This window comes from Marinobacter sp. DY40_1A1 (assembly GCF_016597815.1).
GTDB classification, from domain to species: domain Bacteria; phylum Pseudomonadota; class Gammaproteobacteria; order Pseudomonadales; family Oleiphilaceae; genus Marinobacter; species Marinobacter xiaoshiensis.
Map to the genome: position 1 here is coordinate 82,783 of NZ_VCHA01000003.1, position 12,448 is coordinate 95,230.

Here is a 12,448-nt window from a genome sequence, read left to right on the forward strand (position 1 = left end):
GCGGTTTTTCTTACTCCACGACAACTAAACTAAGTAATCAGGGCCCATCGAGAAGCTATTATCATTTGCCTGTATAGGAAGCTTCACACCCCGTCTTCTCAAACTTAATCGGAAACCCAATCTGCTTCTGCAGTATGCCATCGCCCCGATCAACCCCAATCACCATATCCCTGGCTTTTAATTGAGGGTGCTCAGCCGCCTCAGCAATACTCAAAACCGGCTCTACACAAGCATCCACATCAGCAAAAATAGCCTGCCACTGCTCCAGAGTTTTCAGCTGTATCTTTTCACTGAGCGCAGCTTTGAAGGCTTTCTGGTGATCCGGGTTCTGGCTCAGGGCAAAGCTCTTCATTTCAGCCAGCTCCAGAATGTCGCACAGTCTTGCGGAGAACTGTGGCTCCAGGCTGCCTACAGAGAGCCAACGGCCATCCTGCGTTTTGTAGTAGTCATAGAAAGAGCCACCGTTGAGCATGGCGCCTTCAGGCTTCTGCTCTTGGCCGCCAGCCAGGTTAGCGGCACCGGCCATGCCGTTGAGTGCGAAGGCGGCGTCGGTCATGCTAATGTCAACAAACTGCCCTTCTCCAGTTTGCTGGCGGTGAATCACCGCTGCCAGTATGCCCATCACCGCGTGGTGAGAGCCGCCAGCTACGTCGGCAATCTGGATGCCCATTGGAGGGGGGCCGCCTTCTTCACGGCCGCAATGGCTGCTCACGCCGGCTATGGAGAGGTAATTTATGTCGTGCCCTGCCCGGTCTTTATATGGGCCAGTCTGGCCGTAGCCGGTGATGGCGCAGTATATAAGCTTGGGGTTTATGGTTTTCAGGGTTTCATAACCAATGCCCAGCCGATCCATAACGCCGGGGCGGAACTGTTCGATCACTATGTCGTAATCCTTCACCAGTTCCAGAATCTTTTCTTTGCTGCCTTCTTTTTTTAGGTTGAGCGCCAGTGACTGTTTGCCCCGATTTAGAAATGCGTGGGCGGTGCTTACGCCCGCATCGTGGGGCGGCATCACTCGCGTAAGATCAACCCTGTCTGGCGCTTCTACTCTCAATACTTCTGCGCCCATGTCTGCTAAAAGCATGGTGGCGTATGGCCCGGGCAGCAGCGTGCTGAAGTCCAGAATTTTCATCGAGGTCAACGGACCTGCCATAGTGTTCTCCTTGTTTGTGATAGGTTGTTCGTGCTTTCCCCATGCTGCCCGGTTTTGCCAAAAGGGCCAACCGCCGGTTACGCCATTACAATTAGCCAATTCTTACAATGGCTTCGGTTGCATTGTGGTTTGGGGGTTTTATGATGGGTCTGGTTTTTATGGAATGGCGAAATTAATGTCTGATCTGACAGTTTCACGGCACTTTGTGCAGGCTGCCCTGTCTGGCGCTGAGCGTTTGGGGCTTGATACCGGGGAAATGCTTCGGGGTGCAGGCATATCACCTGATCTTTTGCGCATTGAGATGGCTCGGGTCAATAGCGATCAATTCAGTTCGCTGCTACAAATTGCCTGGTACCGCATGGATGATGAGTTTCTGGGCATGGGGCCACGGCGAGCCCGAGCCGGCACCTTTGCTACCATGTGTGCGCTGGTTATCGACTGCCCTACGCTTGAGGCAGTTTATCGCCGCGCGTATCAGTTTTCCCGGCTATTTGATCCCATGGCCACAATGGAGCTGGAAGCCGGTGGTCAAAAAGTGCGACTGGTGTCACGCATTGAAGGCGAGATTCACGACCCCGACTATTTTCTGCGCGAGAGCATTCTGGTTATCTGGCATCGATTGGGCAGCTGGCTGGTAGGCCAACCGGTAGAGCTGGAAAAAGCCGAGTTTAATTACCCACGGCCCGCTCATGGCGATGAATACCGTCATATTTTCCATTGTCCCCTCGAGTTTGATTCCGACTCCACCGCCCTCACGTTCGATAAACGTTTTCTGTCGGCGCCGGTGATCAGGGATAAACCGGAAATCCTGCAGTTCCTGAAAACGTCACCAGCAGATCTGTTATCTCGCCCAGATGAGAGCAATACATTTACCGGAAAAATCAGGGCGCTCATTGGTCGGGACTTTTCAAAGCCCCTGCCCGATTTCGAATGGATTGCCAGCGAACTACACACCAGCCCGCAAACACTGCGCCGCAGACTGAAGCAGGAAAACACATCGTTTCAGGAGATCAAGGATTTACTGCGCAGGGATATGGCAATTTACTATTTAAGCCGGCAAGAATTGTCTATTAACGATATTGCAGAAAAAGTCGGGTTCACAGAGCCCTCAACGTTTCATCGGGCTTTCAAGAAATGGACTGGGGTTACCCCGGGCGCCTATCGTGAAGGCGAGCGGGGTAACCTCAAAACCGAAAGCTAGGAGCCGGAGGGGGCCTGCAGGTTGCGAATCAGTCGCCCCAGAGTCTGGGCAATCTCTTCTGCCTGGCTGCGATTCGGTGAAAGCTGGAACAAGCGGGAGCCATCTCGTGGATCGTACACCCAACAGGTCGCCAGAGCTGTGTCACACCGCCACTCGACCTGAGGGTTTACCCCATACACGGGAATCTGGCCGGCTATCCGTGTGGCGCCGCCAGAGCTATTGCGCCTGATTTCCTGATAGGCGATTGCATCACCGCTAACGCTCAGGCGATATTCAATATCCGCTGGCCGATCAAGTCGCACAATTGCCTGGTCCTGCCGCCATCCAGCAACCCCAAAAAGGCTATTGAGGTGCAATACCAGAGCTTCGCGGTCCGTATCGGCCAGATACAATTTGCGCAGAGACTCAAGGCGCTTATCTCCTGCCGGCTCAATCACCGCAACTTTAGCCTCACCTTCAATCTGAGGGGTAAGAGCTTTCTCTTTCCGCGCCCGCTCAATATCGGTAATCAGTTTCAAGGCGCTTTGGTAATGACTACCGTCAGCTCCGGCTTTGGTGACATAGCCCTCGAGTGCGGCTTGCGCCTCATTGAGGTGCGAAGACTGAAGCATTACCCTGCCACGGTAGTAGAAGTAATCGGCGGGCTTTTCTGCATCCAGCAGCTGCAAGCGATTAAGATACTCACTCGCCTCAGCCCAGTTTTCTGCGGCCACTGCTTCTTCAGTCGCCAGCATCAAGCGACGGGTTTCATGCTCCGGTGCCAGTGCGGCAGCCTGCCCTGCCAGCAAGGCCGAAGCAATAATTGCCACTTTGGCCAGCTGCCGGCCTTTTAATGCCAAGGCGGGTAAACGGCTGTTCCCAAAACGTACTGCCATGGTACTTACTCCTGATCGTTATCTGCACCGATTGCCTGATTTTCCGAACCCGGCTCTTCGCGGGGCACGTTCTGCTCAAAATCCACCTCGGCCTGATCCATGACAGCCTTCGGCAGTTCTTTTTTCACCCGCACGCCAAGCTCCACAAACCTGTTGGCTTGGGAAACAAGGTTTCCACGGCCTCTGGTGAGTGTGTTCATCGCCGAGTCGTAGGTAACCTGGGCAGTATGCAGTTGCCCGCCCAAGCGCTCCATGGCTTCTACGAATACTCTGAGTTTGTCATAAACAGCGCCTGCGCGCTCCGCTATCAAACGGGCATTCTGGCTCTGGCGTTCGTACCGCCAGATATTTTCAACCGTGCGCAGGGTCGCCAACAGCGTTGTTGGTGTGACTACAATAATCTTTCGCTCGAAGGCTTCTGAGAAAAGGTTCTCGTCCTGCTGAAAAGCTGCCACAAAAGCCGGTTCTATGGGCATAAAAAGAAAAACAAAGTCCGGCGAGTGCAGGCCACCTAATTGGCTGTAGTCTTTTTCACTCAGAGTGCGAATATGGGTCCGCACGGCAGCCACGTGCTCCTTAAGCGCCTCTTCTCGCGCACTGTCATCTTCTTCCGTGGCCCATGTTTGATAGGCCACCAGTGACACTTTGGAATCAATCACCAGATTTCGGCTATCCGGAAGATGCACCACCACATCTGGCCGAAGCAACTGGTTTTCAGCATCCCGGTAACTACCCTGGGTGTCGTACTCAATACCTTTACGCAGCCCGGATTTTTCCAGAACCCGCTCCAGTATCAACTCTCCCCAGTTGCCCTGGATTTTTTTGTCGCCCTTAAGCGCCCGTGTAAGGTTGGCAGCTTCTTCAGTAATCTGGCGATTAAGGTCCTGAAGCGATTTAATTTCGCTGCGAAGCGCTTGTCGATCCCGGGTTTCGGTGGTGTAGACATCTTCTACCCGCTTCCGAAAGTCCTGCAACTGATCCCGAAACGGGTTGAGCAGGGAATCAATACTTGTGCGGGTTTGCTGAGTGAAACGCTCACTCTTCTGCTCAAAAATCCGGTTGGCAAGATTTTCAAACTCCTGTTTCAGCGCATCCCGATTGCGTTCCAGCAACGCAAGCTTCTCGGCAGCAGACCGCCGCTCCTCTTTCAGCACAACCTGCTGCTCTCGCAGTAAAGCTCGGGCCTCACCCAACTCACTCCGGAGGGAGTCAATTTTCAACTGCTGGCTTTGGCGTTCTTCTGAAAGCTCTTCAATTCTCCGGCTGTGGGCCGCCACATCAGATTGCAGGCCAGCCGCCTTGCTTTCCGCTCTTGCCTTTGCCATGAGCCCAACAATAACAACCAGAGTTGCAAACAACAGAGTAACCAATACAACCAACATCTCTGGCCGGGATACTGCAAACTCACTTACGGCCTCGGGCACAGGTAAAGCTCCTCTGGTTGGTTCAGTATTTGTTCGGATTAACGTGAGCTTACCCACGCACTACATTCTATAGGAACGCAATAACCTTTTCGCCGGCAGTCTTTGCCATGAGGCATATGCACGGCGTACATCACGACTGTTTGGCAATTTGGTAATGCGCTCGAATCCGACTATGGACGCGCACCGTAATATCCACTAAAAGAGTATATGTCGCCCAAAACTGGCGGATTACACTTTGTTAACTGCTTATTGGGCCGACACCGAACCAAACTGGATCCTTTATCATGCTGAAAGAACTCTGGCGAAAGCTGGGCGCTGATTTCCGACAGACCGACAGCCCTTATAATGAGTGCGGAGAAGGCGATCCTCATTTTTATGGTTCAGGCGATTTCAGATTACTGCCTCACATTACCCACACTGGCGAGTTCCACCTTGAACGACTCACGCTCCTGCTCAAGAACCGGTATGGCAAGAGCCCCGAAACGTCGGATGCCGCCTCTGACGATGCTATTCGCGATTTAATTGTGTTTGCCGCGCGGATTCAGGATCAGGACATTCAAAAGGAGCTGCTTCTTTTTTACCTCAACTGCTCACCGGTGATTCAGGAATATTTACGTTCCGATGAGGTTCTGGGCACCAGCCACTTTCTGTTCCGCTAAGCAGCAGCCAGAGCAGATAGCAAATCCGTCTTAACCAACTGTAAAACAAATACACACGTCGGTTGTTGTATACTCCTGCCCCGGATATTCTCCGTTAATCTTTTTTATGACTGTTACACCCATTCTATTCCAGGTGTGACCGGCAACCGGCTCAGGGGTTTTTAATGCGTTCCAAACAATTGCGAGCTGGTCTATCGACGTTATCCGTTGTGGTTTTAGCAGGCACTGCTCTGCTGACGGGTTGCTCGGCAGACAGGTATTTCATGGTGCCAAAATCCGATCTTGGCGATCTCAACACATCAGTTCAGACCCAGCGCGCGACACTGGTCACTATGGAAAACAACGCAACGATTCGCCACGACAAGATTCTGGAACAGAACGAAGTCGCAACACAAAAGGTGCTGGATGCCATTGCTACGCAAGTTGCGAAGCCTTCTTGCCCCCCCATCCCTGCGCAGAAAGCCTGCCCCGCTACCGATAAATCGAAAGGCCGGGCTGACAGACTTAAAGGGAAAGTAATCGTTGGCGAAGTAGAGAACTTTTATCTGGCCGGCCCCGGGCTGATCTACAAAGCCCGCATTGATAGCGGTGCTGAAACGTCCTCCATTGATGCTCGCAATATTACCCGTTTCGAACGCGACGGCAGCAACTGGGTGCGTTTTGATGTTCCAGTTCCCGGCACAAAAGATTTCGTTACCCTTGAGAAAGAGATTTCCCGGCGCGTAAAAGTAATTCAGGCCAGTGCAGATGGCGCAGAAAGGCGCGTAGTAGTAGAACTACAATTCTCCATTGGTGACCATCAACAGGTAGCAGAGTTTACGCTTTCAGACCGGAGCAACCTCACGTACCAGGCACTCATTGGCCGCAACGTTCTCCGGGATGTCATGCTGATTGATGTTGGCAAGGAGTACGTAACGGAACTGCCTGACTCCATTCGCACAGATAACGACAACGGGAAATAATCGTGACTAGCCCCTCCCGCCTGCCATTCTATATTGCTGTCTTCCTGCTGATTACTGCGGGTATCTCACTTGCCATTTGGCGCAACGTTGAACTGGGAATTCCTTGGCTCACCGGGGAACAGCACCCAGTCTGGATGGTTGAGGCCCGGGTAGACTTTAATGGATCAAATCAACCAATCGTAGCAAGCTTGAATGTGCCTGAGCATCCGCCCGGATTCCGGATTCTGACCGAGCAAGCTGCCTCGCCAGGTTACGGGTTTTCGATTATTGATAAAGCGGGTAGCCGGCGTGCAGAGTGGACGAAGCGCGAAGTTGCTGGCCCGCAAACCTTGTATTTCAAGGCGCAGTTCATACCCGACCCGGGCGCAGAGCAAACTCCCCCCGCCCAACCACCAAGAACCCGCCGACTGTTCTGGGAAGAACCCCAGGCGACAGCTGTGCGTGAAATTCTGGCCCAGGCAGAGGCTCGCTCAAGCACACCTGAAAGTATGACCCGCGAACTGATCCGGTTGATGCAGCCAGATACCCGCGTTCAGAACACAACGCTTCTTGTGTCTGAAGATAACTATCTGCAGCTACTGGTAGACATGCTTAACCACTCGGGGATTCCTGCTCGCACGGCCGATGGCCTGAAACTTGAGGATGCTCGGCGCCGGCAACAGCTAACACCTTTTCTGCAGATATATAACGGCGAAAAATGGCTTACTCTGAACCCGAAAACTGCTGCCCAAGGCATTCCCGAAGATCTGTTACTCTGGCGCCAGGGCTCAGAATCCTTGCTCGACGTTGTGGGTGGTGACAACTCCGAAGTCAGCTTCTCCATACTTCGGCAAACTATCCCGGCACTCCAGCTTTCCGCCATGCAATCTGACGGCAATGGCTTGGGCTTCCTGAGTTTCTATGAACTCCCTATTGAAGAACAAAGCATGTTCCGCATGCTTCTGTTACTGCCGCTCGGCGCGCTTGTTGTTGCATTTATGCGTATTGTTATCGGCATTCGCACATCAGGCACCTTCATGCCGGTGTTGATAGCAGTTGCCTTCGTTCAAACCACTCTGGTCCCTGGCCTCGTCGCTTTCCTTTCAGTGGTTGCCATTGGACTGGCAATGCGCGGCTATCTCTCCAGTTTGAACTTGCTTCTGGTATCACGCATATCAGCCCTGATCATCCTTGTTATCTTCATAACTGCCGGCCTCAGTATCTTCGGTTATCAGATGGGCTTTAACACAGGCATGACAGTGACCTTCTTCCCGATGGTCATCATCGCCTGGACTATCGAACGTATGTCCATTCTCTGGGAAGAAGAAGGCGGCCAGGAGGTTCTGGTTCAAGGTTCTGGCAGCCTGTTTGTTGCTATTTGCGCCTACTTACTGATGAGCGCGCCCCTGGCCGGCCATCTGACATTCAACTTCCCGGAGCTGCATTTTTCGATTTTGGGACTGATTCTATTGATGGGCCAATATACCGGCTACAAGCTCAGCGAACTCAGACGCTTTACTCCAATGAAGGTCTACGACTGATATGGACTGGATCTCTCCGCGCGCACTGAATCGCTTGGGCATGCTTAACATGAACCGGCGCAACGTTGACTACATTGCCCGTTATAACGAGCGCTCATCATATCCGCTGGTGGACAACAAGCTCAAAACGAAGCTGGCCGTTGCCGAGTATGATGTGAAAACCCCAAAGCTGCTGCAGGTTGTAAAACAACAACACGAGATCTCTCGCTTTCGGGAAATAGCAGAAGGGCTTGCGGGTTTCGCCATCAAACCTGCCAAAGGATCTGGCGGCAAAGGCATTACGGTGATCACTGGCCGGGACGGAGATAGCTTTGTAAAGGCATCCGGTGCGCGAGTGGGGGCTTCTGTACTTGAGCGGCACCTGACCAACATTCTGGCCGGCCTTTACTCACTGGCAGGCACTCCGGATGTGGCTATTGTTGAAGACCTGGTGGAATCTGCCCCATCGCTGGCTCGCTATTCACACCAGGGCGTACCTGACATACGTATAATCGTATTCCAGGGCTACCCGGTGATGGCTATGCTGCGCCTTGCAACAACCGACTCTGATGGCAAAGCAAACCTGCACCAGGGTGCAGTAGGTGTTGGCCTGGATCTTTGCACGGGTAAAAGCCTGAATGCAGTACAATTCAACCGCCCTATTAAACTTCACCCCGATACCGGCTTACCCCTGGAAAACATCCAAATTGAAGCCTGGGATGAGATGCTGGAGATGGCTTCACGCTGCTTCGAGGCAACAGGGCTGGGCTACATGGGCGTTGACCTTGTAGTGGATGCTCAGCATGGCCCACAACTTCTTGAACTGAATGCACGGCCAGGCTTGGCTATCCAGATGGCCAATGGCCGTGGTTTGCTGCCCAGGCTGCGCGCTGTTGAGCGTCTCAAGCGCCCTCACTTCACACCCAGAGAGCGCGCGAACTACGCTATGAAAAACTTCGCGAGCCTTTGAACGGAATACAACGAACATAAAAAAACGGAGCCAAGGCTCCGTTTTTTTATGCGTCACTTCCTATGACATTTCACCTCGTGCAATCAGCAACTTGCGCTCATGAGCCAGACCTTTCAGCAAGCCCCAGGTCATGATCAGAAGGATCACGGTGAACGGTAAGCCCGCACTCACTGCAGACGCCTGGATAGCGCTTAACGCATCCGCACCCCCACCAAAGATCAGTGCCGCTGCAATGGCCCCCTCCATGATCACCCAGAATATACGCTGTGCTGTAGGTGCATCGGTTTTGCCGCCGGCGGTGATGCTATCTATTACCAGTGAGCCTGAATCCGATGAAGTGATAAAGAACACCAGCACCAGCACAATGCCAACAAACGACAGGATCTCAGTCAGCGGAAGGTTTGCAAACATCTGGAACATCGCCAGGGATACTTCTGTGATGCCATCTTCTGCCAGCGCACCAATGCCCTGATCAATCTGCTCAAGCGCCGCACCACCAAAGGAACTCATCCACACTGCCGTAATAACGGTAGGGATGATCAGAACTGCCGTTACAAATTCACGAACTGTACGGCCCTTGGAAACCCGGGCGATAAACATGCCCACAAAAGGTGACCAGGAAATCCACCAAGCCCAATAAAACACAGTCCAGCCGCGCATCCATGCTTCGTCATCACGGCCGAACGGATTACTGAAGGCCACTACGTTCCCCACATAGCTGGATGTCGTCGCCCAGAGGTTTTGCAGAATACTCATGGTGGGGCCGGCAAAAATAACAAAGAACAAAAGAATGCCAGCAAGTGCCATGTTGATATTACTCAACACTTTAACGCCACCATCCAGGCCTCGCAGTACCGACAGAAGCGCAACTGCTGTTACGCCAACGATGATCGCCATTTGCACGTTGATGCCGGAACCCATACCGAACAGGTAGTTAAGGCCAGAAGCCGCTTGCTGAGCACCGAATCCCAGGGAGGTTGCCAAGCCGAAAATTGTGGCAACAACTGCTAGTGTATCGATGATATGGCCCGGCCAGCCCCAAACCTTGTCTTTCAATAACGGGAAAAACGCGGAGCGGATGGTCAGCGGCATGTTCTTGTTATACGCAAAGAACGCCAGAGACAGTGCAACAATGGAGTAAACCGCCCATGGGTGAAGCCCCCAGTGATACATAGTGCCGCCCATAGCAAGCTTACGCGCTTCAGGCGTGTTCGCCTCCACTCCAAACGGTGTGCCAAACCAGTCAGTGTAATAAGCCACTGGCTCTGCCACTGCCCAGAACATCAGGCCAATACCCATGCCTGCTGCGAACAACATTGAGAACCACGAAATGGTAGAGAAATCGGGCTTGGCATCCATGCCGCCCAAGCGAATCTTACCCACTGGCATAAAAATCAATGCAATGCATACAATCACAAACACGTTGGCGCTTAGCAAAAAGAACCAATCGAAGTTTTCAATGATGCTGTCCTTCGTACCAACCAACAGTTCGTTGGCAGCGGTAGGAAACATGAGTGTCCCCACCACAAAAAGCACAACCAATACCGCTGTGATCGGAAATACCGGTGCGTGAAGATCCAGCCCGAATGGTCTTACATTATCCTGGCCGGCTACGTAATCTGTTTGATACTCGTCTTTAACTACGTCGCCCACGTGATGGCGCCTCCTGATTTTTGAATTTGGTATCGAAAATTCGTAATAATCTGGATTCAAATGTTACAGGCGCGCCATATTAATGTTTTGAGCTCAAAACATCAAAAGCGCTATTAGTACTCTTTCAGCATAGACCAAACAACGAACTTGAAAGCAAAAAACTCATGCAATCGGCTATAAGTTACGGACCGCATGGATATACTGAAGACCAACCGATTGATGCACCCTCTTCACAGTATTTACTGAGCCAAGTGAGAAATTCATGGAGAAAACAACCACATTCCCGATGCGGTACTCAGCTTACGCTTTAAGTATTGCAGGCTTTCTTGTTTCGCTTTCCCTGAGCCTATACTTCGAAGCAGGTTATCTTTTCCCCGGCATATTCGGCGCTTTGGCGATACTTGGCACCTACGACTTGCTGCAAAAGAAACGCACTATCAGCCGAAACTACCCCATCATGGTGCACTTTCGTTACCTGTTTGAATCTATAGGGCCCGAGATTCGCCAGTACTTTATCCAGTCCGACAACGATGAGCAGCCGTTCTCAAGGGACCAGCGCACGCTCATCTACCAGCGGGCAAAAAATGTGCTGGACAAGCGGCCATTCGGCTCACAACTGAAAATGTACGAAGATGGGTTCGAGTGGATCAACCACTCCCTCCGCCCAACCAAAATACCAGACAGTAATTTCCGCGTGCTGATTGGCTCGCGCTGTGCAAAGCCATACAGCGCAAGTGTTTTCAACATTTCCGCCATGAGTTTCGGCGCCCTTTCTGCCAACGCTATTCTAAGCCTGAACACGGGCGCAAAAATGGGCGACTTTTACCACGACACCGGCGAAGGCTCTATTTCCCGCTACCACAAACAACCCGGTGGCGATCTGGTATGGGAAATCGGCTCCGGCTACTTCGGCTGCAGACACAAAGACGGAACCTTCAACCCTGAAATGTTCGCGAAGAATGCGACGCTCGACCAGGTAAAAATGATAGAGGTCAAACTATCTCAAGGTGCAAAACCTGGCCATGGGGGTATTCTTCCTGGCGCCAAGGTAACCCCGGAAATCGCAGAGGCCCGAGGAGTTTCTGTGGGAGAGGATTGTGTATCTCCATCACAGCACTCGGCATTTTCAACCCCCATTGAACTGCTGGAATTTCTGGATCAGTTGCGGGATCTGTCCGGCGGCAAACCTGTGGGTTTCAAACTGGCCATTGGCCACCCATGGGAGTGGTTCGCCATTGTAAAAGCCATGCTCGAAACCGGTCGTAAACCCGACTTTATTGTTATTGATGGCGGCGAAGGTGGCACTGGCGCAGCACCACTGGAGTTCATCAATCGCATTGGCACCCCCATGACAGAGGCTCTGCTCCTCGTACACAACACGCTGGTGGGCACCAATCTACGAGAAGACATATCCATAGGCGCAGCTGGCAAAATCACCTCGGCCTTTAATATCGCCCGTACTCTGGCCCTCGGCGCCGACTGGTGCAACTCTGCAAGGGGCTACATGTTTTCGCTTGGCTGCATTCAGGCCCTGAACTGCCATACCGGCCGTTGCCCCAGCGGGGTGGCAACCCAGGACCCCAGAAGGAGTAGCAAGCTTGATGTAGAAGACAAAAGCCAGCGGGTGTACAACTTTCACAAGAACACCCTGGATGCCCTGCAAAACATGCTGGAAGCCTCTGGCCTGCGCCATCCTGGTGAACTCGGGCCCGAACACATAGTTCGCCGGGTATCGAAAACAGTAGTGCACTCGTACATCGACCTATTCCCCTTCCTTGCCCCTGGCGCTCTGCTTGAAGGGAAAACCGGCATGGCTGTCTTCGATAAATACTGGGCCGATTCACAGGCAGAAAGCTTTGATCCACCAGAATTCATCCAAAAACTCAGAGAAACCAAGCTACGCTAAAAATTCGAACCAGAATTCGACAATGCCTGTTTATTTTCAATCCGGGCTAGTGTAGACTTCGCTCCCGCTAAGCCACTGAGATTCCTCTTTTAAGTCTCCGCGGCACACGCCATCAAAGCCAAGCTTTGTAACGGCATAAATTAGCG

10 protein-coding genes are annotated in these 12,448 nt (G+C 52.4%); 6 read left to right on the forward strand and 4 right to left on the reverse strand.

Annotated elements, in window-relative coordinates; all coding sequences use genetic code 11:
• Window positions 1–61: 61 nt before the first annotated feature.
• Window positions 62–1,153, reverse strand: a complete 1,092-nt coding sequence (locus tag FFI61_RS08885) for a CaiB/BaiF CoA transferase family protein (RefSeq protein WP_200370000.1) — start codon at window positions 1,151–1,153, stop codon at window positions 62–64.
• A 175-nt stretch (window positions 1,154–1,328) separates the two neighbouring features.
• Between FFI61_RS08885 and FFI61_RS08890 the strand changes: the two genes are divergently transcribed.
• The gene (locus FFI61_RS08890; protein WP_200370001.1) at window positions 1,329–2,354 is read left to right on the forward strand and encodes an AraC family transcriptional regulator; all 1,026 of its coding nucleotides are present in this window, start codon (window positions 1,329–1,331) and stop codon (window positions 2,352–2,354) included.
• Here the strand turns inward: FFI61_RS08890 and FFI61_RS08895 are convergent.
• Together FFI61_RS08895 and rmuC are read right to left on the reverse strand one after the other, a co-directional pair.
• The gene (locus tag FFI61_RS08895; RefSeq protein ID WP_227714791.1) at window positions 2,351–3,229 is read right to left on the reverse strand and encodes a hypothetical protein; all 879 of its coding nucleotides are present in this window, start codon (window positions 3,227–3,229) and stop codon (window positions 2,351–2,353) included. The two genes, FFI61_RS08890 and FFI61_RS08895, sit on opposite strands and share 4 nt — an antisense overlap.
• 5 nt (window positions 3,230–3,234) lie before the next feature.
• Entirely contained in the window at window positions 3,235–4,653 is a 1,419-nt protein-coding gene (rmuC, locus tag FFI61_RS08900) for a DNA recombination protein RmuC (RefSeq protein WP_200370002.1), read from the reverse strand.
• A gap of 284 nt (window positions 4,654–4,937) precedes the next feature.
• Here rmuC and FFI61_RS08905 point away from each other — a divergent pair, with 284 nt between their 5' ends.
• The 4 genes from FFI61_RS08905 to FFI61_RS08920 all read left to right on the forward strand — a co-directional run bounded on the left by FFI61_RS08905 (window position 4,938) and on the right by FFI61_RS08920 (window position 8,743).
• A complete protein-coding gene (locus FFI61_RS08905; RefSeq protein ID WP_200203797.1) occupies window positions 4,938–5,312 on the forward strand; it encodes a hypothetical protein in 375 nt (124 codons plus the stop codon).
• 164 nt (window positions 5,313–5,476) lie between these two features.
• Complete coding sequence (locus FFI61_RS08910) at window positions 5,477–6,274, forward strand: ATP-dependent zinc protease (RefSeq protein ID WP_227714792.1); 798 nt, start codon at window positions 5,477–5,479, stop codon at window positions 6,272–6,274.
• A 2-nt stretch (window positions 6,275–6,276) separates the two neighbouring features.
• Window positions 6,277–7,794, forward strand: a complete 1,518-nt coding sequence (locus FFI61_RS08915; protein WP_200370003.1) for an inactive transglutaminase family protein — start codon at window positions 6,277–6,279, stop codon at window positions 7,792–7,794.
• 1 nt (window position 7,795) lies between these two features.
• Window positions 7,796–8,743, forward strand: coding sequence for an alpha-L-glutamate ligase-like protein (locus FFI61_RS08920; RefSeq protein ID WP_200370004.1), 948 nt, complete (start codon window positions 7,796–7,798; stop codon window positions 8,741–8,743).
• A gap of 60 nt (window positions 8,744–8,803) precedes the next feature.
• Here the strand turns inward: FFI61_RS08920 and FFI61_RS08925 are convergent, their stop codons facing one another.
• Window positions 8,804–10,396 (reverse strand): BCCT family transporter, encoded by a 1,593-nt coding sequence (locus FFI61_RS08925; RefSeq protein ID WP_200370005.1) that lies wholly within the window; start codon window positions 10,394–10,396, stop codon window positions 8,804–8,806.
• Window positions 10,397–10,658: 262 nt separating this feature from the next.
• Between FFI61_RS08925 and FFI61_RS08930 the strand changes: the two genes are divergently transcribed.
• A complete protein-coding gene (locus FFI61_RS08930) occupies window positions 10,659–12,302 on the forward strand; it encodes an FMN-binding glutamate synthase family protein (protein ID WP_200370006.1) in 1,644 nt (547 codons plus the stop codon).
• Window positions 12,303–12,448: the final 146 nt, after the last annotated feature.